This is a genomic window from Alteromonas pelagimontana, from assembly GCF_002499975.2.
In the GTDB taxonomy this organism is placed as follows: Bacteria; Pseudomonadota; Gammaproteobacteria; order Enterobacterales; family Alteromonadaceae; genus Alteromonas; species Alteromonas pelagimontana.
Genome location: NZ_CP052766.1, coordinates 2184577 through 2210451 on the forward strand (window position 1 = coordinate 2184577; position 25875 = coordinate 2210451).

Below are 25875 nucleotides of genomic sequence, written 5' to 3' on the forward strand. Positions count from 1 at the left end.
TAGCCTAAGCTAACCGATTTGCCGAAAAAACGCTACTTTTTGCAGCAATCAAACCAGAGATTAAAAAGTTAAATTCCTTCTATCATATACTCAATAGCGGCTTTAATTTCATCATCGCTACAGTTACCGCAGGTTCCGCGAGGCGGCATGGCATTAAAGCCGTTAAGAGCATGATTCATTAGAGTATCGAAGCCCTTATCAACCCGAGGCTGCCAATCTGCGGCAACATGTACCTTAGGCGCACCAAGAACACCCGAACCATGACATGCAACACAGGCCGAACCGAATACGTCCTCACCGGAACGGGTACCACCACCGCCTTCAGCCGCTTGTGCGTCTGCGTTAGCACCAGCAACATGCACAGAACCTACTGGTTTTATACGCTCTTTAATGGCGTCATCTGTCATTTCTTGTGCTTGCACTGCGAAAACCGTCAAGGCAACAGCGATTACACCAAACCATGTTTTCAATTTCACATCAGTCTCCAGGCAAAAATGTCTCAAAATATCGTTAAGCTGCCAGATTATAACGGTTAATAAAACCGCGACAACTTTTTACGTATAAATACCCGTAAATAGTAGGTGTAATACCCACACCCCCACCAGGATCACATATTTTCTGATAAATGTGTTGAAGGTAAGTGCTACCCTAAGTATTATTACGCCCCGCTAAAGCGCTACTCACGTAACAACAGTAACCGCATTAGCGCCATTCTCTACGCACCCGTAGCTCAGCTGGGTGAGTACCGGCCGCGCAAGCGGCGAGGGGTGACTTAACGTCACGCCGAGAGGCACGCAACGTAAGCAACAGGACGTTGCGACTGGAATGACCCACCAGGGAAGGGTCAGAAACACGTTCACAATTTACGCACCCGTAGCTCAGCTGGATAGAGCGTTGCCCTCCGGAAGGAGAGGTCAGAACAAAAAGGGTGCTGAAAAATTTGTTGTTGTTAAGCTAATTACATGTCTGGAATGACAAGTCGTGTTAGTAGTCAGTAACTTTACAAGCCTTTAAATACAGGCCACCCGTAGCTCAGCTGGATAGAGCGATGCCCTCCGGAGGCATAGGTCAGAGGTTCGAATCCTCTCGGGTGGGCCATCCTCTCCAATCATCCTTGGGACAAAATTGGGACACTCAGTCTTATGAGTGCTTTTTTGCATTTTCATTTCCGAGGTTTCTTATGAAAAAACCGCCGTCGAAAATAACTTTATTTTTTTTATGTTTGTCAAGGGCAAAAAATGAGGCTTTTTTTCCTCTGACCATTTTCAGCAATCCACACAGAATGGTTCTCGTTGGCTCTACTTATCGCAAGGAGGATGTATGGCAACGATAACAAAACGTGATAACGGGAAGTGGCAGGCGAAGTGCCGGAGAAAAGGTTTTCCCACACAAAGCAAAACTTTTGCTAAAAAAGCAGATGCAATTAAATGGGCTCGTGATATTGAAGCAAAAATGGATTCGTCCATTTTTATGAGTACTTCAGAAGCAGAAGCGCTTCCGGTGGCTGATGGACTTAATAAATACTGGGAAGAAAAGCTCTCCGAGAAGAAATCTGCGAAAAGTCTCGGATACATGACTAAAAGGCTTGGAAAAGTTTTTAACTCATACAAACTTATCGATCTGACTGTCAGTTCCATCAGAGAGTATAAGGCATACAGGCTGGAAAAAAGCAAAGTCAAAAACGACACCGTACGAAAGGAACTTAACATGTTGAAAGGGTTTATCAATCATGCCATGACAGAGTGGGAGATGTACCTGCCAAAAGGAAATCCGGTAGACAATGTAAGTTTGCCTGCCAAAGGCAAAGCCAGAGACAGAAGGTTAAAGCCAGGGGAGGAACAAATTCTCCTTCATTCAGCAAAAGAATATGGTGGAGCTATTTCCGACCTTATTCAATTCGCTATCGAGACAGGCATGCGCCGTGGTGAAATAATCGGAATAGAATGGGAATGTGTCGACCTCACAGCTTCGACAGTTTTTCTGGCGGACACCAAAAATAACGAAAGTAGAACAGTTCCTTTATCTCCACGCGCAATGGAAGTCATTAAGTCGCAGCCCCGTCACCTCTCTGGTAAGATTTTCCAAATAAGGGGAGACTCAGTTGGTCAGGCGTTCAGGCGAGTGACTGAAAGGGCAAAAATTAAAGATCTACGTTTTCACGATCTTCGTCATGAAGCTACCAGTCGCTTTTTTGAAAAGGGATTTGCCATGATGGAAGTTTCTGCAATCACTGGTCACAAGGATCTCGCTTCCCTTAAGCGGTATACGCACCTGTGTCCAGCCAATCTGGCTAAAAAGCTGGCCGGTTAGCTTAAGCTTTAAGCTGGCGTTATTTGTGAGAAGATAACGCCATTGCTTTTAGGATAACATAGGCTTTAACCCACTAAAGCCTATGTTATCTCGAAAATTATTTGTATCCCCTTAAGTGGATTAGTCGCCACTTAACCTGACACTTTCACAGGTAGAGTTATATCAAATCTGACAGTCTCTTGTGTACGTGAAGCAGCCATTGACATTATGAGGTACCAATTGCTGTGATGAGCGAGCAGTAACGGCAGTTGAGAGGTTAGTAACCTGATGGTCTCCGCCAACCTCTCGCTGCCGTTCACGTATTGCAATTTGTAATGGCGATTCAGGCCCCTGTCTCTTCAGACGGATTACGTTGAATGTGCCAACCTTACTTATCAAACTGATTTACAATAATAGCTGCTCAGCATCTGAAGGTGCGACTGCCATGATTTTAATCGCAGTACCAGTCGTCTTGAAGTTAACAGTCAGTACTTTATTATTTCTGTTATACAGGTCGCTTGGGTCTCAAGATAGAATTTGCTAACCTATGATCAACACTGATTATGGTACGGCTAAATACACGCAATCGAATAGGATGCTGGCTGGAGGGAAACCCATTTTGTTCAACATGAGTTGCAGCCTTCTGAAGTGCAGGGGTGGCACTTTAGATCATTATAACGAAGTAAGTACTTTTTTGATGTGATTTCTTTTCTGTACTACTCCTCAGTATGGGCTAGAATCCACTCCGCTAAATCGGGATATGGGGTTGCGATTTCATAAATGTTACGACCTAAATTATCAGTGAGCGTTAAATCAGCTCCAAAGGTTCTGAGGTGGTTCAAATAGTCGAAATTGTGCCGGCGAAACCCATAAGGCATCCAAAGGCCGTTTTCCACCAAAAGCAACACTGATGTCAATCCTTCGTTGTCTCGCATGTTGATGTCAGCATTGTATCGACAAAAGGCTTTCAGTGATTCTTCTGAGCCATAGGCCATGGGCCAATAAATGGGTGGAACCCCATCATTGCTTAGAATATTTGGGTTGATGCCTCTACCCAGAAGCAATGTAAGTTCTTCGCAAGACATACCATTCAGTGCACAGAGACCAATCACAGTTTCATCTTCTTCAAAAGCGAATTTCAGAGGGTCTAACATACCTTCGTAGTGCAGAAAGAATTCACTGTTTGGGTCTGGCCGTGCGTTTAGATCGGCGCCATAGTCTGAAAGTAGCACCAGCGCGTTAATTGACCCAACATGTGCAGCCAAAGTAACCATGGGTACTCCGCCAAGTCGAAGTTTGGGACTTATACCTGACTTCAGAATTTCCTTGGCGGCATCGGTTCCTTCGCTGTTTGAGGACAATATTGCCCTTGCCAGAGCCTCCTCTACTTTAGTCATCTGCATCATCTGGAACCAACTCACTTCCGCAGCTGCATTTTTCATGGGGCGTATGAACTTCAACAGAAATCTCGTACATGTCATCCGAGCACAACATGTTCTGACAGGTGCCGGTAGTAAGTGAATCAAAGCTTCCCATAAAATTTTCTCCTATTAATAGACAAGCATAACGCTTCGTGCATTTGTGAGCGATTTCAGTTCATTGATTAGGCTTTGCACTTTCGTGCCTTGATGAGAGGTATTTGCGCGCCCAGTTTGAACTACAAGTGGATCTGGGTTCTGGCTCTCTGCACCTATCTTTTCGAAAAGGGTCACCGCTTCTTTTTCCTGCATACCCAAGTCTTGTGCATATCTGTCACAAACGTGTTGTTGAAAGGTTTTACCTTCTGTATATGCCCACTCACCCGAATCGAAAATTTGATTGTAAATCTTTCTAGCTCTCTCTTCGTTCAGGTTTGTAACTACATTTTGTAGTGCTGATATAGATGCATCCGGAGAAGAAAGACCAAACAAAATGCGGGTCTTGTGACCTTTCCGGCCCACCGTGTATCTAACTTCCCGACAGCCACCCATCAGCTGAAATAGCTTATGAAGCATTTTTTTGGATATCCGAACACCGATACTGTTTAGGTGTCTGTGTGTTTCATCCAAGGTCGCTGTTCCGTTCTTCTCTAACAGGAACAAAATAATTTCTCGGACACGGCTATCTTGTTGGCCGAGACTATTCAAATCAATCACACTACTCATTCCATTCTAATCCACTTTGGCTTTGCAGGACTGAAATATAACCGACCCACCAGGCATTTATCAAGTTATTTTCTAAAAATAGAAAGGGGTCTTTATAATAATTGCATGTCTGGGTGCCCTATCTTATTACAATAATTTTGGGTGATGGGTATTAAGTACGAAACTCTCGCCAAATGCCCACCAGTTGCGACAATTATTCTATCGAAACGCACCAATGATTAGTTGCAATGGGGTAACGCTATGCTAAACGATAAATTTATTTCTACTATCAGCACCCTTAAAGCCAAATTCCTTGATTGATGGTCCGCTTCACTGGGTTTGTCAGGGAAAGATCCGTTTGCCATGGCGCACTGTGTCGTTGAAGCGTTAAAGCAGGCTTAGAAAGAGATGCCGACTTTTTATTGCAGATCGTAGTAAAAGATCTCGATGAGTATTTCGATTTGTCGAATAGGCGTTAAGAAAACTAAAAGGCGTATCGATTATTAGCTCCAGCTTATCTTTGAGGAAAATAACTTTATCTACACGGCTGCCTTTGAAATGAAGCAAAGTGGCATCTTTTTTACATACACGAGAAGTCGAGAATCACACTATGAACGTCTGCACTTTGTCTGAAGCTGCCTGTCAGATGGCATCTAAACCAGCAAATAAAGGTGTCAGATCAGAAATGAGCCACTATACCTTAAATGATATTGCAGTTTTGATATATAGCCCTGCACTTCATCTGCTCGGTAATTTTGAGCGTAAAACCGATTTTCTTCAATCGAGTTACAGGCCCTTTCCTGACAGCTTTGTTATGTGACTTTAATACAGTAGGTCAGCGTACTTATCTGGAAGAACCGCAAACTCTCCCCAGCCAATATCTTCTATCGACAATCCAATTCCACTTTTTGTAACTGTACCAAACATAATTACAATTCTGCCTCTGGCATCATCATCAATACCATGGTCTCTTGAAATTTCATCAGTAGCTTTAAGGCAAAAATCAACATACTTGCCTCTAGGGTATTCAAACATTGTTTGCCTGATGTTTTGTGGGGTTGGCCCGCAATTCCATGATCGACTTACTTTTGCAAAATAGAACTTTGGAACTTCATCAGTTTCTTTAACATTTCTTATATCAATCAGAAGGTTTTTAAGTTGAACTGCGTTTTTTCTACCAGGCAGATGAAAATACTTATACAGGTTTTTATTAAAATTTCGACAAAGTCCTCTTACAGTGGTGATCCGTGAAGGTAAGCTAAAAGTTTCGCCATTGTGCCTACCGATAGGAACTTCTGCTAAGTCTCCATCGATGTCTTCAACTGGCTCACCTTGGTATTGCTGCGGATTAACAATTTTAAGTGGTTTTGGCTTCTCTTTCATAAAACCTTTTACCACTACCAGCTCCTCATCCTCTATAGCTTTTTGGGCTATTTCTTCAGAGTCGTAACGCTTTCCCGGTGCTTTTTTAACTCTCAAACTACATGTAGATTGGTGTTTTCGACTATGGGCGTAAAACGCTTTTCTGCCATTGGTATCATAATCTTTCTCCTCCGGAGATCGAAATAATCCCGCACTACATTCAGGACAGAAAATGTGACCTTTCATGTCCTTCGTGTATTCCGTAGTAGTTACTTCAATACCATCTTTTTTCAAGACTTTTTTATTGCCAGTCTCAAAGTCCCAATCTTCAAGATATAGTGCAAACTTTATTTGATTGTTATCTTCCATAAATTATTTCCGTCTTCGCTGCAAACTTTGGCCTAGGTTATCTTCTGTTCGACTGACCTTGTTTACAATATCTTTCAATGCAATTTCTGATTCAGTAATGATTGCTTGGCTAACTTCTCGCTTAAGAATTTTCAGCTCAATAACCTGACTCTTAACCCACTGTGCTCTGTTTTTGAGATTCAAAATAGTCTTTTCCAATCTTTCTATTTCAGATTGCTTTTCATCGATACCGACTGACAGTTCCTCATTTTGGGTTTGTATGTGATTAGTCTGGCGGATTGCCTGTGTAAGTTTCCTCTTAACGAAGGCTTCTTTCTCAAGGTGTTTTCTGTTGTAAATGTTTCTTGTCTGGCCTCTTTTGAAGCCCCAGTTCTTAAAAATCGAGAATGCAATATCCTGTATTTTTTCAAAATTAGGATTGAGTCGGTTAGTTTTTCCATTGCCATCTTTACCTTTCTTATAGAGATGACGCAAAGGCGCATACATTTTCTTGGTAGAAAAGGAAAAATTTAAAAATTGAACATGTGCATGGATATTGCGGATAAAGGAACCTTTCTTTGTTTCGATTTCACTTTGAGTATTTTTCTTATCCGAGCTTGCGCAGTCACCAATACTTGGCATTTCGTTCTCGAACCTACCCTCATCAAGATGGATATCGAATCCTAAAGGTTCGAAATGGAATGCTTTCTTTATTGCTAGTGCGTACATCTTGAGCTTTTCAATAAAAGCTTCAAGCACCCGTTTAGCAGTGTATTTCCGTTCCAGCTTCGAGTACTGGCTTTCGCTAAGTGATACAACATGTTCGAACAATACATTGCTATCACAGCGAATCTTTTTTCCGGTAACCTGTTTGTGCCGTAACATCATCACTTCAAGAGCTTCCGTGCAGGACGAAGCACCATGAAAGTAAAAGCCTTTATTGAATTTACTGAATTCGGAATAGACGTTTTGTGAGGAAGTGAAGCCGTTTCTTTTTGAGTGAGAATGGTCAAGAACTGCATCGGCATTAGGCTTTTTAAAATACCTGCAGTGAACTGAAACGGATGGGCGCGTACTGTTGCTCATTTTAATAGCTCCAGTTCATCGGCCGAAAGATAATAGCTATATTCAACTTTTACCAAAGGCTTTGCATGTTGACGCTTTAACTGTTCAACAAGCTTCTCAACCGCCAATACCTGTTTTTCATCACCAACATAAAATTTGTTCAAAGCGTCATGTCTGTAATCACGGTCATGCCAGATTATGCTTTTTTGTAATTCAGATGTGTCATGAGTATCAGAAAGAATAACGAACAGAGCTGTAACGTGGAATACAATCTTCGGGTCATCTATCTCACAATGGTTGTTGCAAAAATATTTGATAAATCCCCGAAGCCATCTTCTGTGCAGCCTCTTTGATATAAGGACACTAAGTGGCGCTGTAGAGTGAAACATACCGATAACCTCAATAAACCAATATACTTGATAGTAGCGAGTTTTGAGGCAAGAAGTTCCGGCAACCCGAAAATTTTTATATTTTCAATGATTGCCGTCCCCAACTTAGTATTTACAACTCTCTGGTCTGTTCTCTTCTCTCGCACCGGCAATATTCATTTCAACTATTTGGTCTGAGCATCCTGCTGTATCGCATAGACGTACTCCATAATCTTTTGTTTCTATATCTACATTAAGAAGATAAGTCTCGCCATATTCCGATGTGGTTACGACTTGCAGGCTTTTATCTTCCCAACCAGTGCCTGAATCAACACTTACAAGCTCGTAATAGCCATTATTATTATCTGCGCCACCTAAAAATGTTGCTTTGTACAGTTGGCAAATTGGAATGCTTGCACCGAAGTTGTCAATGAACCAGCTTTGTTCACAAGTGTCTGTATCGCTAAGAGCAAAACTGATAGTGTTCATCTCTCCTTTCATCACAGCATCTGCAAAAGCGATAGCTGCCATTACATCGGGTACACCAGTGCCACATCTGCTTCCGTCACAAGAAGAGCCTAAAACCTCACCTCTGGCTGTTGCTTTTAGCGCCTGCTTAATAAGCTCTGGACTTGCCCCAGTCATTGATTTAATTGCGGTCGCAAGACCTGCTACGAGAGGTGAAGAGAATGAAGTTCCGTCCCAGAAACAGGCAAACTGAGAGTCGCCTTCTTCACATGGTGCTGCAATCCAGTCTCCTGCAGTAACAAGGTCTAGACCATCACCATAGTTAGAGAACCACTCAAGTTCACCATCTTTATCCACAGAACCAACAGAAATTACACCCTCACAGTTGGCTGGTGCAGAGTGTGTCGCAGGCATCGTTTCGTTTCCTGATGACGCTACTATTACCCAGCCTGCTGATATTGCCCGCGAGATGGGCTCCTGTACATATTCTGGGCAACCGTCTTCCGCCAAAGCTCCAATGCTCAAATTGATAACGCCTGGGTTACCTGAATAAGGTTCGATTCCAGCAAACTGTTTACCCAGCAGGTATTCTATGTTGTTTACGGCGTCTGACATGAATCCTATTCCGCAGGTCATAACACGTCCCGCATACAGATTCACATTGTTAGTAATCCCCGCTCCAGCCATATTATTGTTCATTTGCGCAGCGACTGTTCCCGCTACACCAACCCCATGACCATTGCAAATTCCCTGTTCAAGCGAAAGAGGGTTGGGACGGAAATCCGCATGAGGCTCCTGACGGTCACCATCTTTTTCCAGCGCAGTCGTTGAAAAACTTGCACCCCCAGTGAAAATCACATCTTTGTTGTCGAAGAATGAAGAGTCCATAATCCAGACGTCTACCTTTTCGCCATCATTAAAATAGTTGCTTCCTTCCCAAGCTTCAATAACATTCATGCCTAGCTTACTTTCATTGCTGCTGCCAAGGTAGAATTCCTGCCTGATAAAGTCGTTATCGTTAACGGCTGGTGTCCCTTTCTGGTGGATTTCCAAATCGGCTTCGACTAAGCCAAAATGCCCGTCCTCAGTCAGTGCTTTCGCTACTTCTCTGGCATCGTAACCCAAGCCATCAAGAGTGATAATTTCCATCCCTGAAGATCTGTGTACAGATTTGGCCGTTACTACATCGTTAGCAACTGACTTCTTTGTATTGGAGTCAATTGTATAGTTGCCTATGCACCAACTGCTTTTGCCATCAGGTGTGGGAACACAGCCTGACATTGAAGGAGTCGCTTTCTGTGTCGCGACTTCTGACTTCACAGTGTTCGCTTTAGGCGTGATCACCAAACGAACTTCTTCACCAGCATCTACGGAGAAAGTCACTGCTGAGATTACGCTCACAAATACCGAAGTTAAAACTGATTTCATTTTCATGTTGATTTCCTTACTCTGCTGCCTGGCATGATGCGCTGCTCTGAGTCAGTTGCGCCATAAATTGATATTCATTGTTGAAAGTCCAAACCCACTCCGTTGAGTAAGCCCCCATCTGCGCATTACCTATAAACTGTGATAGAAGTAGCCCACTTTCTTTATCCAAACTAACTACCCCTAATGGGAGTTCAGGCACCGTGCCTGATGCCAGTGATACCAACTCTTCTAATACTGAATTCACAGGAATAACGAAATCACCTGAAAGCGCCAGAATGTCATCTGTCTTAGCTCTTACCTCAGTTTCGGTGATAGTGCTGTCGAGATAACTGTTAACTACCTCACTGCGAGCATTGCTGAAGTTGATCAAATCTGCGCGAGTGGTCAGATTCAAATTCACAGGAAATACCGGGATATTTGCAGTAGGCACTCCTTTCATCTTCAGAATCTTCTTAAGACGCTTGAATAATTCGCGTTCCGACTCAAGGTTTATAAAGGTCCCTGCTCCCCAGGCAGCAATTTCATAATTAGCCAACGCCTTTTCACCAGAACTGTTGACCAAGCTTGTGCCAATTGTGTAAGAGTCGGTTTGCCCTGCGCTGTCGGTAAAAGTAACAACGATTTCATCGCTACCGTCGTTTTCCAACTCTGGTACAGCGATATTAATCATCGCGCCGTTCGCACTAATGTCGCTGATTGAAACCGATAAGGCGGATGGCAATGATTCTTCAACGGTGGCGGATACGTCACCATTCGCACCTGTAAATGAGACAGAAAGATCAGTAGACGTATTTTCAGAAAGTGAAATCGCCGTATTCTGCGTTGTTAATTTAAAGGCCGTTGGCTGTGGGGTGCCTACGTTGGTTCCGTCATCGTCTGGGGTTTGTGGGACATCTGAATTACTGCTACCGCCTCCGCCACATGCGGTAAGTAACATTGCTGACATCAACGTTAATGAAGCAACCCTGAAAATTTTGGAAGGGGCGTATGATAAATTGTGAGAGTCTTTCATATTATCTCCGGTTGAGTGAGACGACAGGCACGATGCCGTGCGTCAATACCGGAGTTATTTTCCAGATATATCCGCAGCCAGATTGCGGATACAAAGTTTTCATGAACTTTTTTTGAAAAATTGCGTTTTTTGTTTATCCGCAACCTGACTGCGGATGGCTCAGGCATAAAAGGGTGTCTTACTGCAAGCATGCTTTGAGTCACTCATGACCTCAGCAGCGCATAAAAAACTAAGCCAACGACAATACCGAAGTTTATATCATTTTTATCCGAAGCTAGATTGCGGATACTCAGCTTTCTGAAACTTGAAAAAAATACTGAGTTTTTTTGTCTATCCGCAATCAGGGTGCGGATAGCTCAGTAATATAGGTCGGGTTATATACAGCCAACATACCCGGAGACGCACATGGCCTTAGCTACAGCAAATAAAACCCAGATCCTCAACGCATACTTCGAAACATTCAGTACAGACATAAAGCAAAAGATGCTTGATGGTACAAATCAAAATGAAAAGCTTGCACTTTGCCTTGCGCATTATAAAGGCTGGCTGGATCTGAGTGATGATTTAACTGATATCGTAGACTGCAAGACGATAGAAGACTCAAAGGCACTATTTGGGCTCATTATGATAAACCTGTACATGCCGGTTACAAATACCGTTCTTGACGAAATCAGAACGGTTGGAGCGTCAATGGCGAAAGGTTATCAGGATGTGACTTTTGATAACTTTGTTTCTGATACCAGAAGACTCTTTAAAAGAGCCAACCATCAAAATGGTTTTGCATTTGATAAGTTTGCAATGTTATGTGGCCCCGAAATATTGTTTGGCGAAGACTCTCCGTCTGACTTCAATGTTGTGTGTCCGTTTTCCGGCGAGATCACCGAATATCCTTTGCACACTCAAAAAGTAAATTCAGAGCGGGCTGTAAAGAGATTGGGCAAGGTAGAAGTTGAAGATCTTTTTAGTAGCGGTGATAAAGAAGTCAGGGAGTTGCTTGACAATATCTGTTGGATAGAGAAGGCATACTGCTTAGAACAAAAAGTACAAAGACTACCGGCAACAGAAGCGATTGGTGAACAACTCTTTGTCGCTGCGGTAGCTGGGAGTGTTGGCTTTATAAAGTATATAGCTTCAGCCATCAGTACACATGCGTTTCAGCTAGTTTTCCCTACATCCTGTACTGAATTGCGTAAGCGTCTCTTAGAGCAGGTAGAAAAAAGAACCATTGAAACTTACGAAGGTTCTGTCAGGGGCCCAAGCATCGATTGGTTTACTCACGCAGAAAGAGGGTGCAGAAGTAAATTAAAGCTTGAGCAGTCAGTCTGGGAGTTTTTACGCTGCTTCCTTGCGCGTAGCGAAGATGGGCAGATCATATTTCACGTAGATGAAAATACCACTTTTGATTTGGCTTGCTGGGAGGAGCCTGTTTTATTCGAAGATATTGAGCCAAAGCGATACATTGAAGAAATGCTGAAGCTGAACAAGCTCGAAGTGAGGAAGCCTCCATTTTCATATGTGAAAGCGGTCAAAAAGCGGCTACATGCTAAAGTTAAAGGTCAACATGGAGCAATAGAAAGTGTAGCCTCTTCGCTATCTAATCTTATTGTTAACGGCGGCGATTGCCACCTGGGTACGTCAGTATTTCTCGGCATGAGCGGTACCGGGAAAACGTATCTGGCAGAAGGTATTGCGGAAGCATTTGTAGAAGAGCTTTCTCTCGATTATCAGGTTCAGATACTTAATATGGAGCAGTACAATGACGAACGTGATGTGATGAAATTGTTTGGGGCTGGTTCTCAATATAGCGATTCAGCACTGGGTGAATTGACATTATCGGTGATGAAAAATCCAAGAACCCTTTTTGTTTTTGATGAAATTGAGAAAGCACATCCCAGTGTTATACAAGCGCTACTAACACTGCTCGACAAAGGGCAAGCCAATGACCGAACAGCTATGCGGGCCATAGATTTTTCGCTTTGTCATTTCGTTATCACAACGAACCTTGGCAGTAAGTTAATTGAGCGTTCGTCTGAAAATAACTTAGATGTCAGAGAGTTGCTTACCAACAAGAAAATAAATGGTGGACGCTCGCTGTCTCCTGAAATGGTGAACAGACTGCAGGCCGGTACTATCGCAGTTTTCAAACCTATTAGTGCTGCAACAATGCTCTCAATAGCCAAACAAACGTGCATGGTAACAAGAAAAATGGGGTCTGTGGCATGGCCTGAAAATGTTGAAGAACTGGCAGTTGCTACGCTAGGGGGAAGTGTGTCACCACGTTCACTGGCAACCCAGCTTTCGAAGCTTGAAGGGGACATTACTAATGAACTTGTAGACAAGGTTCCCGAAGGAGAGTTGCGCCTACTTAATAAAATCCGCTTTTCGAATGAAAGTTTCATGGATTCCCAGGATGTAAACGTACGAATTCTTTCGCCGCGAAAGCAACTCGAAAAGTTATCCGACAAAAATATGGACATTCACCGTCAGTTTAATGAGCGTGAATTAGCGGTTGCACTGAAAGGTAATTTTGATGTGCTTTTGGTCGACACTGAAATGTTTTCCGGAAAGATAAGAGAAAGTATCGCTCTGCTGAAAAAGCATACCTCAAAGGTAATTGTGACCTTGGGCAACATCAATCAACAATCTGACGTTGATGCTCTCATTTCTGAAGGCTCGGTTTTTACTCACATCGCATTATCCCGAAATGCATCTTTGGATGATTACAGACAATGTCTGCAAAATATCAAGAGAATTGGTGCGCTGGCCAAATACACAGAACTTTCAATCGCGCGGAACATGAAACCAACCTACTCCTTCGGCTATCAATTTCTTGAAGATGGCATTGAAGTGAACATGAAATCATTCCGTTGCAAGCAGATGGTAAGTACAGAAGATGCTGATCTTCCATTTATCAATTTTGCCGGAAAGCCGAAAGGTTCACTGGATGACGTTATTGGTCAGGACAGTGAGAAAAGCAAGCTGAGAGTGATAGTAAATGCGATGAATAGTGCAGACGTCAATGGAGATGATTGTATTTCTGTTCCAAAGGGATATCTGTTTACAGGCTTACCCGGCACAGGAAAAACTCATATGGCGCGCTGTCTGGCAGCAGAAAGTGATATGTTTTTCTTTAATGTAAACTCAGCAGACCTACTGGTTGGATGCGCAGTTTCAAATGTACAAAAATTGTTTGATGTTGCCAATCGATATGCACCATCGATGATTTTCCTTGATGAAATTGATTCGATAGCGAAAAGCAGACAATCCGTCGGTCACTCTTCAGCTATTGTAGTCAATGCACTGCTGACTGCTATGGATGGTTTTAAACAGAATTCCGGCAAGGTATTCGTAATGGCTGCCACAAATAATCCACATGAACTGGATACCGCATTAACCAGAGCGGGGCGCTTTGAAAGATCTATTCATTTCAATCTACCCACAAAAACCTCAATTTCAGCCTGTGTAAATGAATGGTTCAAAATACGTAATTGTACACTGCCTGAAGAACTTCGAGCAGAGTTAACCTGCTTACTGCAGGGGGCCACTATTGGGAGAATTCGTGAAATCTTCAACAACTCCGTACTCTCTGCAAAGGCCGAAGGGATCGAATGGAAGCCCACTATGCTCATTGAGGCAGTGCGTTCGGCAAAGCTGGGAGTGGTGACCCAGACCGCAAAACAATCAAGACAGCAACTGAAATATACAGCTTATCATGAAGTTGGACATTTAATTGCGCATAAACTGTTGCTGCCAGACATTCCTGTTGATTTTGTGTCGATTCAACCTCGCGGGGCGGCTTTAGGCATGGTTGTACCCGGTAGTTCAGATGCTGAACCGCTGCTTTCCCGCAGTCGGGTTAAAGCGTATTTGCAGGTGTTTCTTGCGGGAATAGCTGCTGAGCATATGTTGGGATTAGTTGGGGACGAACAAACTGTTGGCGGCGCTGACGACAGAAGAAAAGCGACGGCCTTGGCCAAAAAGGCGATTGTTCAATGGGGAATGTCAGATTCGTTTGGATTCGCTATGCTTTCTGAGCTTGAGACAGAAAGTCAACACATTAATGATGAAGTTAGGAACTGGTTGGCTGAAGCATTCTCCAATATAAGTGAATTACTTGGTGAGAACAGAGAGCTTCTCAGTGCAATCAGCGAATCTTTAGTTGAAAGAGAGCAACTGGACAGGTCGGAAATTGAAAAGCTCTTCGAGCAGCTTTATCAACCACAAATTTTGAAAGCTTCTTAACATTTTAGTGGAAAAGTATGGAAATGGATTTCTTACTTAAAATTTTACGGTTTTTTGCAAATCATAGAGATAGCCTTTGTCATAGCTGGCGATTAAGAAGGTTATCTCTATATTATAATGTTGGGTTAGATCTTCGAAATGAGGATAACCCGTATTCCCCACTACTTTGTATGCTACATCGTAAAGATATTGCACGCCATTTATATCAATTTTCCACTCTAAAAACTCTGTTTCAAGAACTTCGAGTTCCCCTTCGTAAACCCACTGACTTCTACTATCTTCTGAGTGAAGCAGTAGTTGCGATCCATCAATGAGGTCATTATCTAATAATTCTCTACTATCAAATTCCAAATCGTCCATATATTCAACCAAACCATTCTCTTCAATTGTTTCTTCCACTGCCGCTCTGAATTGATCTACTAGATCTTCATCTTGTCGACTTTTGAAAAAACAGAGTTTGAGGATGTCTTCGAGTAGGGCGGCTTCAATAAACTCATTTTTATCTTTTGCAAGGCGATATACGTTTCCAATTGATACTCCAAGGTCACTCGCAATTCTCTGAACGGACCTTTTCTGTTCAGCCTTAATTTTGCCTATAATTTTTGAAACTGGAGAGATAAGGAGTGGCTTGATGTTTACCAAACATTTTTCGCAAACAAACAAGGCCAGCTCGAATGTCTTTTGCCTTTCTCCAAGAATAGGGCCGTATCGCTTTGTTGTATTTGTACTGGCGTAAATGTTGTAGCCAGTTCGTTGAGTAACTTTCCACTGGTCTCCAGGAACTACTGACGCTCTGTCACTTTCTTCATGTACACATCTATGTTTGAACCAGCAAGATCCTCTGCTAAGTTCGGCCTGATTTATAATCGAGTCAAAATCGTTTCGCAGCCTCGACTCAAGCTCACTTTGAGTTATCGCGAAAGGTGACACCTTTTTATTGGAACCATTTCCGGCGTTATCATCTACTGGAGGGTAACCAAAGTACCCGAAACCTTTTGAACCTCTGCTAACTCCATTAACTTTAAAGTGAGCCAACTTATCCTGTGTTGCCTGAGAAGGCAGGTAGTAACTATCTTGATTCAATCGATATATTGTTGCTATACCAACACCAAGCTTCCCTTCACTTTCCAAAGATATAAATGTCTGGGACGGGTTTTTAGTTCTCCATTTGTCTAGCCAATCCTTAACACTGTCCCCTATTTCCCATTGCATGAATAATCCTTAAATCAGTATTTTTATCAAGTTGTGAAATTAGTTTTTTCGCTATTTGATAGTGAGTGTACCTCATTTAATCTGCCCATGCCTTCAACAAACGAGAGCAAAGCAAATGAAAAAGAATTCCAAATCCGATAACTATGAGTTCAACAAGCTACATCTCGCTGTCAAAAAAATAAGTGCTGCTTATGGGGTTAGCGAGCATCAGGTAATCAGCAGATTACAAGAAATAGTCGTCTTTGGTGTTTCTAAATCATCTTTAGGCACAGAGAGAATTATAGACCTGTGGGATGACCATTGTGCCAACGATTTTGAATATGACTGCGAAGAAATCGGATTAGTAGCGTAAGTCGAAACTGGGCTTTATTAGTTTTTGAAAGGGGACGAAGAGTATGAATCAGTCAGAACGCAGAAGAAGCATTGAGAACCATCATCTTTCAACGAAGGTTCCGGTTACAATCCCTGAATTGTCACGTGTTTTCAATGTTTCAGAGAACACTATCAAAGCAGATATGATAGCGCTTGAAGTGCTGAACGTTGCATATTGCCTTAACCCAAATGGTAAGCCACAAAAATGGTGTGCTGTGAAGCCAACAAATAAGATGACAATGTCAATCGAGCTGGCCTATGCGCTTAAGCAGGTAGCTGTAACGGCTAAGATTGCCTTGCCAGCTGCACTTTTTGAGCAAATACAGGAAGTATTTGACGAGGCAAATGATTCGTATCTTAGCAAGCACAAGTCTAACCACCAAAGTAAGGTAGTAAGATTTGAGAGAGGGACATCGCAAATAGATTTTGCAAAACACCTTCATTTGGGAAATATAAGTGCAGAAGTACTGGAGTCAGTGAAGTCAGCAATATTTTCAGAAGAAAGTATTTCCATTGTCAGTGGTAACATTGAACAGACTTTGACTGGCTTAGTGGTCAGGGAATTTGACAATAAACTGATTCTCGAGGGTAAAAGAGTGGGTTTAGGAATGGGAGTCGTGAGAATCTCCTTGCGAGAAATTACCGCTGCCAGAGTGGTTCCACCTTTTACCGATTTTCATGAAAGAAGAGCAGCTTGAGTTTGATTACATTTTACCAAAACCGAACTGACAGCACTGACATCAGCTCCAAAAGTCAGGTTTGTCAGTTAAATGTTGAGCATCATCTTTTAACGAGGATTCCGGTTACAATCCTTGAATTATAAAGTGTTTTCAATGTTTCAGAGAACACTATCAAAGCAGATACGGTAGCGCTTGAAATACTGAACGTCGCATATTACCTAAACCCAGATGGTAAGCCCCAAAATGGTGTGCTGTGAATAGTGCTGAAAGCACGAAACGCTGGCATGTTTGTAAATTCTGATTTCAGTTGAGTGAACATTAGTAATTGGGCTAAGAATTCAGTTTTTCGCTGAGCTCTATGAGTTTAATGCCCTTTGAGTAAGCTTGTGTAACATCTGTTGGATTTACATAGATGCACCCTATCTCAGCATAGTCAGAAACAGGACTATAATCCTTACGATTAGCCATAAAAGCTTTAGCGAATACTTGCTCTTCGCCCGGAAAGATAAAATAATTTTTTACAGTGCTCTCAGGGTAAACGACGGAAATCGCCTTTTCATAGAAGAATTGCTTTACGAGATCGTGCCACCGAGGTGAGGATGATTGACTTGTTGCATCATAGTATTTTGCATCGACTATGGCATAGAGATTCTTTCGGCTGTTTTCTATTACAATGTCTGTTTTCTGGCTGTTTCGTTTGGCTGGGTAAAGTTTGCCGCTTGAATCTTCGTATATTGGAAATGGTAATTTGTCATTTAGCTCTATCGCACCCTCGACTACCTTTTTTAACATATGTTCCCAAACGGTGTGAAAACTTCGTGTTCCGATTACAAAATCGACAGAATCGTCTAGTACACCGACATCTAGGGCTTTAAGTAGTAGCTTCATTAAACGTACATCCCTGTCGGAATATACGTTTCTTAATTCCTTATTAATAATGGCCCGAAAAAACTCCCTGGAGATAAAACTGGGCTTTGACAGCCCGTCTTCATTGTAAGACTTCTCGCCAAAAAAGATTGAGCCAAACTTAGTGTCTATCAGGCTAACTAAGAACGCATGAATCTTTGAAATCTCAGAATCAACACTTACTCTCTTTTTTACACCCACATAATCACAATAGACAGGTCTTCCGTTAGAAATGTACGGCTGAAATTTTGAAATCGTCCTAGGCCAGTCAGGTTTTCCTGAATTAATCCTTTTGTGCAGGTTTCTCTGATTATAAATTCCGTAAGTTCTGTAATCTTCCAGAAGACTGTAGAGCAGGGATATCCTCTTGCTTCCGAATAACTCCGCAACCTGTTCATTATTCCTGATTAAAGGTGCAAGTTCCTTGTCGTATCTCCGAAAGGCTTTAAACATCGATGTAGTAGCTTTGCTGACACCAGCGGAAAGATGCGTACTCCTTGGCAAAAAGACTGCCTGTACGCTCTCCGTCAAAACCAGGCCGCAGAAACTGGCCTTTTCTCCTGATTTCGTAACAAAATTTTGATTTCGCAAAACCTGTGATAACGAATCAGGCAGATCAGACAGAATACTCCTGTCCAAGTAGTAGTTGATATCCCAGTGCATCAGTTGTCCTCTGGTATAATCTGATCCTGTTCATTTTCAACATCGTCTAGTTGAGGGGCTGGGGGCTGTTTACTTTTCAGGGAATTCTCTAACTGACGGCTAAAGACTTTATCTCCCGATTTTAGATTCTTTACCAAATTACCGTAGCTCATAATACCTTCCGCAAAGATCAGACCCTTATCACCGTGCCGTAGCACATCATCCCAAAGATAGAGTAATAGTTTTCCTCTGAGAGCATTGGCGCTGGCCTCAAGGCTATCAAGCTCACTTTCTTTAAGGAACCAAGGCCCCAATAAGCGATCTTCAGGGATATCCTCACCTTCGAGAATTTCATTTATAGATTCAGCTAGGTTCTTCCAAGTTGTTACTAAGGAAGCTTGACCGTCCATAGGAATATCTATATCGCCATGAGGACATTCGCTGAAATCAATAGGAACATACTCAAATTTCCAGCGTCTCTTAAATGCTGTATCCATTGGCATGACGGCTTGATCACTGCTATTCATCGTGGCGTATAAAGACAGGTTCGCAGGAATTTTTATATTATTGCCATTCAGTGCACTTGGGGCCTTGTCATTTATAAATGCAACCATGTCAGGATCTGCAAGGGTGACTTCATAGCAACTCTCACCACTACCTGATCTATCTAAAAGTTGAAACAATTCTCCGAAAACAGCTGCTGAAGAAGCTCTGTTTATTTCCTCTATCACTAAATAGAACATTTTTTCCGGAGCAAGTGACGCCTGTATAAACGCAAGGGTAAAAGGCCCTGGTCTGAACTCATAGACTACATTGGTTCCTGACATTTTGGGCTTCAGACATCCGGTAAAATCGCTGTACTGTGAATCAGGGTGAAATATAGTTCTTATGGAGTTATCGTGATTACATAGCTGATCAATTTGATAGCTTTTTCCAACGCCCGGGGCACCGTAATAAATTATGTTTTCACCACCTGAACTAGTAGTTGTATGTACTTTCGAGATGCTCTCTAAATATGCATCATTGTCTGGAATCTGGGATTCAATATATAAAATCGCATTTTCGATTAAATCGGCATTTAAATTTAATCGCTTTTCATTGAAAGCAGAATCCAAGTCATTGGCAACGTAAATTACTTTATTGAGCAAACTAAATAGTGGCAGAGTTTGAACGGTTGATAGAGCGTTGATAGTGTCGGTCGTTATCGTTCGAGAAAACAAGTCGCGCATTGTGCCTTCGACATAGTCTTTTGCAGTTTCATATTGGCTCAGATTTGTTCTTATATCTTTGAGTGTTGCCAATAACTCTACTAAAGTTATCGTAAAATACTTAGTGCCTCGACGACCTGTATTCGAGAATTCAAATGATGGGCTTACATTTCTGTAACTGAGACTCATTTCACTCCTAAGTCTCTTACATTCTTCCGTAAACTGGTCTATCCGTGTTTTTTTCAACATTTTGCTACTTTCCTATTGCCTGATCATTCATACAGTGATAATTTAGCCGGGTTTAAAACCGGATAAGTTGAGCATGGGTATGACACATAAAAGTATTTCCAATCATAATCAGAACCAAATCAAATGTATACGTGAGAAGCTTGGCCTCGGTCGAACAGAATTTGCGAACTTATTGGGACTTGGAACACAAGGAGAGAGAACGGTCCGAGGCTGGGAGACTGGGGAACATAAACCATCGGCTAAGAAAGTCGCTCAAATACTGGCTCTGGAAGATGAGTTGCAGAGAGCTAAAAAGGATGCTCCTTTCTATTCTGAACGCTCAAATCCAGCTTTTCGTTTTATAGATCTGTTTGCTGGGATCGGGGGCATTCGCATCCCGTTCCAGAATCTGGGAGGGAAATGCGTATTTACGTCAGAGTGGGATAAATTTGCCCAAAAGACGTATCTTACGAACTTTGGAGATATGCCGAATGGTGATATTACTCAGATAAGCGCGACCGATATACCTGATCATGATGTTTTGCTTGGCGGCTTCCCCTGTCAGGCATTCAGTCAGGCGGGTTTGAAAAAAGGATTTAACGATACCCGAGGAACAATGTTCTTTGAGATTCAAAGGATATTAGTTGAAAAACGTCCAAAAGCATTTTTACTCGAAAATGTTAAACAACTTAGAGGTCATGACAAAGGTCGTACTCTAAAGACCATAATGGCAATTTTGAAAGGGGAACATGAATCAGAAATGCCGCAGGATATTCCTCTCAGTGATGAAGCCAGACATGCATTATCAGAAAAGCTGAATTATTGGGTAGATTTTAAAGTGCTAAGAGCTGCCGACTTCGGTGCTCCTCAGAATAGAGAGCGTGTTTTTTTAGTTGGCTTTGACAAAGACTTTTATTCTGAAAGTGATATCGAATCTATGTTCAGATGGCCTGTTGCACCAAAGACTAAAACAAGGGTCGGGGATATTTTAGAAGATCTCACAAACATCAGTATCGCAGATGACAAGTTTACCATTTCCGACAAGTTGTGGGAGGGACATCAAAAGAGGAAGGCTGAGCATTTAGAAAAAGGTAATGGCTTCGGTTACTCTTTGTTTAACGCTGATAGTGAATATACCAATACGATCAGTGCCCGATATTACAAAGACGGTTCTGAAATTCTGATTGACCAGACAGAACTTGGCAAAAACCCCCGAAAGCTGACCCCCAGAGAATGTGCCAGACTACAGGGATTTCCTGAAAATTATATCGTCGATGCCGTTTCACAAGGGCAGATATACAAACAGTTTGGTAACTCGGTGTGTATGAATGTGATATCAGCAGTGGCAGATAGCATGGTTAGCTTTATGAAGCTTGTCGATGAGAAGCGCAATGTTGCTTAGGTGGGAGAAATGAGCTTCAGGGTTATATAAATTTTGATATTTAATTATCAAGCCCACTGGAGCTAGTGTTACTGAAGATTCACTCTCTTACTGTAATAAACTGACATTAATGACAACAGGAAAAGGATGTAATTAATGTCAGCAACTAAACCTATATGTCTTTGAAATATGACTCATTGCATAGACGAGTCGGATTGCTGGAGTCTGTACTTCGCATCCCAGTACCGCCCTCAACGAAATTTTTTGAAGCAAACCTGTCGAACCTATCCATCGATATAATGCGCCATGAAACAAAGCTTCTGCTTTCTTGGTCGCTTATCTTCCTCACGATATAGAAAGCTCTAGTTGAAAATGTTTCGGCTACTTTTTTTAAGCTATTGATACGCCTTACATCCATTCCAAAGCAACCATTAGCTGATAAGTTTTTTTCTTTTATTTCAAGAATATTCCATTTTTTATTTTTACCATAAATGAATGCATCTATGTCCAGTGGTGCTCCGCGCTGAACGTTGCGATCAATATTGGTTCTTGTATATATTCCATCTAGAATAAACCTGCTTAGATAAGTGTTTAAAATATCTTCATAATTATACTCGACCAATTTTTTGATGAAGAAATTTTTTAAGGAGTCATTGATGGCTGCTTTTTTATGGAATGCAGGTTTTACACCTGTTCTGCATTTTAGTTCTGATAATGCTATTTCTGATAAAGTGTCATCGAGCAGAGTAAAAACTTTTAATGATGAAGGGTAAGGGATGACACTATCAGTTAAGCCATCAATTTTTAAACAGTTCCACTCTTTAATATGTTCATTTGAATCATAAGTGATTAAATACTGCCCCCTTTTTGATAAGGGCTTAGCTGCTTGGAGTTGTTCTACGTGATATTCTGAAATGGGATTGGGTACAACAATCAAATAGATTGCTTCTTCGAAACTGTCACTGGTATCTTTAAGAGGAATGAAAATGCCGCCTTCACAGAGAGGGCTGTTACGGTTAGCGCGGAACCAACTTAAAAAATGAAGTTCACCATTAAATCCGTTGTATCTGTTTTTGTACTGAATGTCTCCTATTACACTATAAGATAATAGTTCATGCATCTTTTCTAATAAAAAGGTCTTGCTGTCCATTTGCTATCCATTTCTATCTTGATATAACGGAGGGTAAATTAAACTGCAAAAAGTCGCATGGCAACACGTTTATACTTCTAGGTTACAGGCAAAATTTTTTTGGTTAGGCAAGAAAGCTGAATAAAGACTTTTCGGGTTAATTATTATTCTGATTGAATTTGACGTGGTCAGTTGGTAGTGTTTTATCACGGATGTGAACTGACAATACTGACACAAAGCCTTTTTTTAAAGACGGATAATATTGTGTCAGTATCATCAGTTGTATTTTTACGCTCTAAAGTCAGGGTGCTTGATGAAGCGTTTTGTTTTTCGGCCGTTGGGATTTGACTCAAATTCCTTAATGTATCCTAACGATTGAAGTATCTGGATAGCTTTATCGATACTTTTATTGTCAGTAAAACCGCTCCATTTTTTTCTGACAAATTCTCGTCGACTAAATACATCCTGTAAATCATCAAATCTGCTTAATACCTTTTCCATAAATTCATGGTCCGGGGAGTTACGACTGAATGAAATCAGCCGGCGGTAATGCCCTTCAAGAAACTTCATCCAGGCTAAAGCCTTATCAACATGTGAAACACCCACAGTTGTGTCAACATTTTCAAAATCACCGGCAGACAGTAAATGAAAAATGAGTGCTAGTTTTGCACACAAAGCTGAGTACTTGCCAAACATTGCTTCTTCATGACTCTCGACACTATTGAGACGGGCAATGTTGAACTCATGAAATTCATTAAACCGAGATTGTGCCTCTTCTGAAAATCTGAATACAGTCCTGTGATTTGCCTTTCGAAACTCCCAGAGCCCTTTAAAGATATTTCTGGCGCGATCAATCACTTCCTTATTTGGAGGGATGTCAGTTGCCTTTTTGTGATGTACCGGAAATACGGTTAGTTGCAGCCTTTCAAATAATCCGTCATTAAGTTTACCGTTTAAACGATTTTTCATAAAAGGCACAATCATGGATGGTTGAATTCCGCCAATCAGTGAAAGAATGGAAGCGTCAAGTTGGACATTTTCCCGAGAAATTCTGAGTTCGTTATGCGGGACTGACCCGTTAAAGGCTGACAGGTAGAATCCTCTTTCTGATCTGTTTGCTTTACTTTCAAGCTCTGTTAACCAGCCAGTGAGCTCATCATGACTAATTATGACGCCATGGGGTTCCTGAGAAAGCTTTATTGCCAGTGCAGCTGGAGTAGTGTCGTTAACGACTATGGTTCTTTTTTCCCCAGAAAGTGTTTTATCTTCTGGAATCAAACGAAGCCCAGCCTCCATACATGGAGTTTTCATCGTTGAGGCGGTACCGATAAGCGATGTCCACATTGTAGGGATGACCTCCCATGATTCATCTTTCTCCTTCGGCACTATCACAGCACTTCCGCCTATAATCGAAGCGGCGGCTGTGAGTACCGAGACCGCTACAAATTCAGGCGGGGCATTATCAAGCTTCAAAGCGTTGTGAAAAACGTACTCACTTATGGAAGACGGAAGATCTTCTGGCCTCAGCTTGGGAGGGCGTATCAGAAAGTCGTCAGGTACGTCCGGCAAATCCCAGTCCAAATCATCATCATCAGGCAGTTGATAAGGCGGTTCCTCTGGAAAAGGGCTCTGATTATCATGTGTTTCGTTTGTTGGCGTAGAACAGGCGTTACTGCTACGCAGCAGGTTTTTGAAAAAGTCTTTCATCGTTACGTTCCTTGTGTTGTTTAAATTTCATTCAGTTTTGGTTTTTTCTTTTCGATTACTCGAGAAGATGTTGAGACCGATGTACGCGGTAGATTCTCTATCCACTCCTGCACATCGGACATTAGCCACAAGCGCCTTCTGCCGATTTTGACGCTAAAAGGTATTGTTTCCCCTTCAGAGCCTTCGCTTACAGCGTTGTAAATTGAAGGAACACTTTTCCTTATAATCTCTGCCAGCTCGTGAGCTGTTATTAACTTAAACTCTTTCATAATTGCCTCCTGTTGAAGAGTTGCAGCAATTATTGCTATCAGGATAGAATTAGTGATGGTCGAAAAAGCTTCTTTTTTTGCCTTTGACATTTGGGCTTGAATATGTACTCAGATAAATTTTTTGTAAAATTGAGGTCGCAATATCTATTCTGGTTTATTAGAAATGAGTTGCTGACACAGGAAATGGAGCGCGAAGAAGCTAAACTGAACAGTTTGGATCCTAAGAAATTTTATCCAGCTCAATACCAGAGAAAATTGAGTGAGCATACTCTTCAAATTGAAGGGCTTCTTCGCGCCACTGAGCGTCCAGAAAGAGGACAAGGGAAATATGGAATGCCTTACGTATTGCAAAAGCTAACCAATATGAATGAACGCACAGACTGGGAGGAATTAATGAAAAAGGCTCTCAGTGGCTCGCGTCAATTTGGCGCCTCCCATGTGAATCTTATGGATAGTGAACTAACCGGTGTTCGAAATGCTTTCGAAAACGGACCTTATCACCTGTTCAACGTGATGTATGCCGAATCGCTGCTTCATGCCTCAAGCGCACTTCAGGAGTCAATAGTTGCAGCTTTAGACTCAATTCACGCAAAATATAGCCACATCAAGGACGAAGTAAAACATGTACTGGAAATTAGCGGGATAACAGCAATCTTTGGTGGTGGGTTAAAGATGATGGATGGATTAGATCAAGCAATAAACTTATTGTTCCCAAAAAATGAATGGCGAAGTTTTCAGTATCCGATGGGTGTGACTGATAGCAGTAAAAAAGTTAGTGAAATACCAGGTATCGAAAAGCAGATACTGCCATTGAGAAGTGCGGCCCCGATACTACTTAGTTATGCGTACATAAGAGCTTGCTACTTTGGAGAAGATAACTATCTGGCAAATATATGCTACAAAGCAAAAGTCCTGCAGATATTGCGGTCTGAGTATCTTATCAATAACAAAGGGTGGTTTGTAAAAGATAATACTGTAAAGAATGAGAAGTTGAGTCTTTCAGGTTGGCAAATTAGAAAAGCATTTCAAAATGTGAAGACATTTGGCCCTCTACCATTTTTTGCGCACTCACTTGTGTCTCCCGACTGATAAGTACCGCCGTCAAACACGAGTGCAAATCTAATTTTTTACGGATTGAAATTTAAACGCTAATGGGACATCATTGGGACACTGATTGTGTTAGTTTAGATTAACTTGAATTAACTCTGATTAGTGCGAAACGTATATGTTTCAAGGTCTGGAAGGATTATTCGCTTTATTTTCAGCCTCCGACATTGCCCCTCCGGAGGCAAAGGTCATAGGTTCGAATCCTATCGGGTGCGCCATTCAAATCAATCAGTTACACCAATTCCTAATTTTCAAAAATTGCTCTGTGCCCAAGTTTTACCCATTCTGTGCCTTTGGCGAAAAACGATTAGTTCAAAATGCACTCATTA

21 protein-coding genes and 1 tRNA gene are annotated in these 25875 nt (G+C 41.8%); 7 read left to right on the forward strand and 15 right to left on the reverse strand.

The genetic code is table 11. The annotated features are described in order from the left end of the window. Positions 1-68: 68 nt before the first annotated feature. The gene (locus tag CA267_RS09770) at positions 69-476 is read right to left on the reverse strand and encodes a c-type cytochrome (protein WP_075607659.1); all 408 of its coding nucleotides are present in this window, start codon (positions 474-476) and stop codon (positions 69-71) included. A 545-nt stretch (positions 477-1021) separates the two neighbouring features. On the opposite strand from CA267_RS09770, the gene CA267_RS09775 reads away from it, so the two are divergent. After that, positions 1022-1098, forward strand: a tRNA-Arg gene (locus tag CA267_RS09775). A 222-nt stretch (positions 1099-1320) separates the two neighbouring features. Continuing rightward, positions 1321-2310 carry a site-specific integrase gene (locus CA267_RS09780; protein ID WP_075607658.1) on the forward strand — a complete coding sequence of 330 codons (990 nt, stop codon included), beginning with the start codon at positions 1321-1323 and terminating at the stop codon, positions 2308-2310. Between the two features lie 695 nt (positions 2311-3005). Here CA267_RS09780 and CA267_RS09785 read toward each other — a convergent pair. The 8 genes from CA267_RS09785 to CA267_RS09820 all read right to left on the reverse strand — a co-directional run bounded on the left by CA267_RS09785 (position 3006) and on the right by CA267_RS09820 (position 10463). Then, positions 3006-3686 (reverse strand): ankyrin repeat domain-containing protein, encoded by a 681-nt coding sequence (locus CA267_RS09785; RefSeq protein ID WP_075607657.1) that lies wholly within the window; start codon positions 3684-3686, stop codon positions 3006-3008. After that, complete coding sequence (locus tag CA267_RS09790; RefSeq protein WP_170669046.1) at positions 3679-3825, reverse strand: hypothetical protein; 147 nt, start codon at positions 3823-3825, stop codon at positions 3679-3681. The genes CA267_RS09785 and CA267_RS09790 overlap by 8 nt, the downstream gene beginning before the upstream one ends. Positions 3826-3839: 14 nt before the next feature. Next, complete coding sequence (locus tag CA267_RS09795; RefSeq protein ID WP_097349104.1) at positions 3840-4424, reverse strand: hypothetical protein; 585 nt, start codon at positions 4422-4424, stop codon at positions 3840-3842. Positions 4425-5234: 810 nt separating this feature from the next. Beyond that, the gene (locus CA267_RS09800; RefSeq protein WP_075607654.1) at positions 5235-6143 is read right to left on the reverse strand and encodes a hypothetical protein; all 909 of its coding nucleotides are present in this window, start codon (positions 6141-6143) and stop codon (positions 5235-5237) included. 3 nt (positions 6144-6146) lie between these two features. Beyond that, complete coding sequence (locus tag CA267_RS09805) at positions 6147-7208, reverse strand: hypothetical protein (RefSeq protein ID WP_075607653.1); 1062 nt, start codon at positions 7206-7208, stop codon at positions 6147-6149. Continuing rightward, positions 7205-7576 (reverse strand): hypothetical protein, encoded by a 372-nt coding sequence (locus tag CA267_RS09810; protein ID WP_075607652.1) that lies wholly within the window; start codon positions 7574-7576, stop codon positions 7205-7207. Before CA267_RS09810 ends, CA267_RS09805 begins: the two co-directional genes overlap by 4 nt. Positions 7577-7681: 105 nt before the next feature. Beyond that, positions 7682-9457: a S8 family peptidase gene (locus CA267_RS09815; RefSeq protein ID WP_075607651.1), complete on the reverse strand. Its 1776-nt coding sequence runs from the start codon at positions 9455-9457 to the stop codon at positions 7682-7684. A 10-nt stretch (positions 9458-9467) separates the two neighbouring features. Continuing rightward, entirely contained in the window at positions 9468-10463 is a 996-nt protein-coding gene (locus CA267_RS09820) for a hypothetical protein (protein ID WP_075607650.1), read from the reverse strand. A gap of 405 nt (positions 10464-10868) precedes the next feature. Between CA267_RS09820 and CA267_RS09825 the strand changes: the two genes are divergently transcribed. After that, positions 10869-14705 (forward strand): AAA family ATPase, encoded by a 3837-nt coding sequence (locus CA267_RS09825; protein ID WP_075607649.1) that lies wholly within the window; start codon positions 10869-10871, stop codon positions 14703-14705. A gap of 36 nt (positions 14706-14741) precedes the next feature. Here the strand turns inward: CA267_RS09825 and CA267_RS09830 are convergent, their stop codons facing one another. Further along, on the reverse strand, positions 14742-15917 hold the full coding sequence (locus tag CA267_RS09830) for a TetR/AcrR family transcriptional regulator (protein WP_075607648.1): 1176 nt from the start codon (positions 15915-15917) through the stop codon (positions 14742-14744). A 115-nt stretch (positions 15918-16032) separates the two neighbouring features. Between CA267_RS09830 and CA267_RS09835 the strand changes: the two genes are divergently transcribed. Both CA267_RS09835 and CA267_RS09840 read left to right on the forward strand, forming a co-directional pair. Beyond that, entirely contained in the window at positions 16033-16269 is a 237-nt protein-coding gene (locus CA267_RS09835; protein WP_075607647.1) for a hypothetical protein, read from the forward strand. Positions 16270-16312: 43 nt separating this feature from the next. Then, the gene (locus CA267_RS09840) at positions 16313-16987 is read left to right on the forward strand and encodes a hypothetical protein (protein ID WP_075607646.1); all 675 of its coding nucleotides are present in this window, start codon (positions 16313-16315) and stop codon (positions 16985-16987) included. A 312-nt stretch (positions 16988-17299) separates the two neighbouring features. Here CA267_RS09840 and CA267_RS09845 read toward each other — a convergent pair whose 3' ends face one another. Together CA267_RS09845 and CA267_RS09850 are read right to left on the reverse strand one after the other, a co-directional pair. After that, positions 17300-18538 (reverse strand): LlaJI family restriction endonuclease, encoded by a 1239-nt coding sequence (locus tag CA267_RS09845; RefSeq protein WP_075607645.1) that lies wholly within the window; start codon positions 18536-18538, stop codon positions 17300-17302. Continuing rightward, entirely contained in the window at positions 18538-19974 is a 1437-nt protein-coding gene (locus CA267_RS09850) for an McrB family protein (RefSeq protein WP_083638229.1), read from the reverse strand. The genes CA267_RS09845 and CA267_RS09850 overlap by 1 nt, the downstream gene beginning before the upstream one ends. A gap of 73 nt (positions 19975-20047) precedes the next feature. On the opposite strand from CA267_RS09850, the gene dcm reads away from it, so the two are divergent. After that, positions 20048-21355: a DNA (cytosine-5-)-methyltransferase gene (dcm, locus tag CA267_RS09855; protein WP_097349103.1), complete on the forward strand. Its 1308-nt coding sequence runs from the start codon at positions 20048-20050 to the stop codon at positions 21353-21355. 151 nt (positions 21356-21506) lie between these two features. On the opposite strand, the gene CA267_RS09860 is transcribed toward dcm, so the two are convergent. The 3 genes from CA267_RS09860 to CA267_RS09870 all read right to left on the reverse strand — a co-directional run bounded on the left by CA267_RS09860 (position 21507) and on the right by CA267_RS09870 (position 24439). Continuing rightward, positions 21507-22484 (reverse strand): hypothetical protein, encoded by a 978-nt coding sequence (locus tag CA267_RS09860; protein ID WP_075607644.1) that lies wholly within the window; start codon positions 22482-22484, stop codon positions 21507-21509. Positions 22485-22751: 267 nt separating this feature from the next. Next, entirely contained in the window at positions 22752-24170 is a 1419-nt protein-coding gene (locus CA267_RS09865; RefSeq protein ID WP_075607643.1) for a DUF3987 domain-containing protein, read from the reverse strand. 20 nt (positions 24171-24190) lie between these two features. Beyond that, positions 24191-24439, reverse strand: a complete 249-nt coding sequence (locus CA267_RS09870; protein ID WP_097349102.1) for a helix-turn-helix transcriptional regulator — start codon at positions 24437-24439, stop codon at positions 24191-24193. Positions 24440-24541: 102 nt separating this feature from the next. On the opposite strand from CA267_RS09870, the gene CA267_RS09875 reads away from it, so the two are divergent. After that, positions 24542-25528, forward strand: coding sequence for a hypothetical protein (locus CA267_RS09875; protein ID WP_075607641.1), 987 nt, complete (start codon positions 24542-24544; stop codon positions 25526-25528). The last annotated feature ends 347 nt before the right edge of the window (positions 25529-25875 follow it).

What these genes read in the sequence shown, in the direction of transcription:
- CA267_RS09780 (WP_075607658.1), top strand. Translation starts at nt 1,321, where the DNA reads ATGGCAACGATAACAAAACGTGATAACGGGAAGTGGCAGGCGAAGTGC.
- CA267_RS09785 (WP_075607657.1), bottom strand. Translation starts at nt 3,686, where the DNA reads ATGACTAAAGTAGAGGAGGCTCTGGCAAGGGCAATATTGTCCTCAAAC.
- CA267_RS09790 (WP_170669046.1), bottom strand. Translation starts at nt 3,825, where the DNA reads ATGGGAAGCTTTGATTCACTTACTACCGGCACCTGTCAGAACATGTTG.
- CA267_RS09800 (WP_075607654.1), bottom strand. Translation starts at nt 6,143, where the DNA reads ATGGAAGATAACAATCAAATAAAGTTTGCACTATATCTTGAAGATTGG.
- CA267_RS09805 (WP_075607653.1), bottom strand. Translation starts at nt 7,208, where the DNA reads ATGAGCAACAGTACGCGCCCATCCGTTTCAGTTCACTGCAGGTATTTT.
- CA267_RS09810 (WP_075607652.1), bottom strand. Translation starts at nt 7,576, where the DNA reads ATGTTTCACTCTACAGCGCCACTTAGTGTCCTTATATCAAAGAGGCTG.
- CA267_RS09815 (WP_075607651.1), bottom strand. Translation starts at nt 9,457, where the DNA reads ATGAAAATGAAATCAGTTTTAACTTCGGTATTTGTGAGCGTAATCTCA.
- CA267_RS09820 (WP_075607650.1), bottom strand. Translation starts at nt 10,463, where the DNA reads ATGAAAGACTCTCACAATTTATCATACGCCCCTTCCAAAATTTTCAGG.
- CA267_RS09825 (WP_075607649.1), top strand. Translation starts at nt 10,869, where the DNA reads ATGGCCTTAGCTACAGCAAATAAAACCCAGATCCTCAACGCATACTTC.
- CA267_RS09830 (WP_075607648.1), bottom strand. Translation starts at nt 15,917, where the DNA reads ATGCAATGGGAAATAGGGGACAGTGTTAAGGATTGGCTAGACAAATGG.
- CA267_RS09835 (WP_075607647.1), top strand. Translation starts at nt 16,033, where the DNA reads ATGAAAAAGAATTCCAAATCCGATAACTATGAGTTCAACAAGCTACAT.
- CA267_RS09840 (WP_075607646.1), top strand. Translation starts at nt 16,313, where the DNA reads ATGAATCAGTCAGAACGCAGAAGAAGCATTGAGAACCATCATCTTTCA.
- CA267_RS09845 (WP_075607645.1), bottom strand. Translation starts at nt 18,538, where the DNA reads ATGCACTGGGATATCAACTACTACTTGGACAGGAGTATTCTGTCTGAT.
- CA267_RS09850 (WP_083638229.1), bottom strand. Translation starts at nt 19,974, where the DNA reads ATGTTGAAAAAAACACGGATAGACCAGTTTACGGAAGAATGTAAGAGA.
- dcm (WP_097349103.1), top strand. Translation starts at nt 20,048, where the DNA reads ATGGGTATGACACATAAAAGTATTTCCAATCATAATCAGAACCAAATC.
- CA267_RS09860 (WP_075607644.1), bottom strand. Translation starts at nt 22,484, where the DNA reads ATGGACAGCAAGACCTTTTTATTAGAAAAGATGCATGAACTATTATCT.
- CA267_RS09865 (WP_075607643.1), bottom strand. Translation starts at nt 24,170, where the DNA reads ATGAAAGACTTTTTCAAAAACCTGCTGCGTAGCAGTAACGCCTGTTCT.
- CA267_RS09870 (WP_097349102.1), bottom strand. Translation starts at nt 24,439, where the DNA reads ATGAAAGAGTTTAAGTTAATAACAGCTCACGAGCTGGCAGAGATTATA.
- CA267_RS09875 (WP_075607641.1), top strand. Translation starts at nt 24,542, where the DNA reads ATGTACTCAGATAAATTTTTTGTAAAATTGAGGTCGCAATATCTATTC.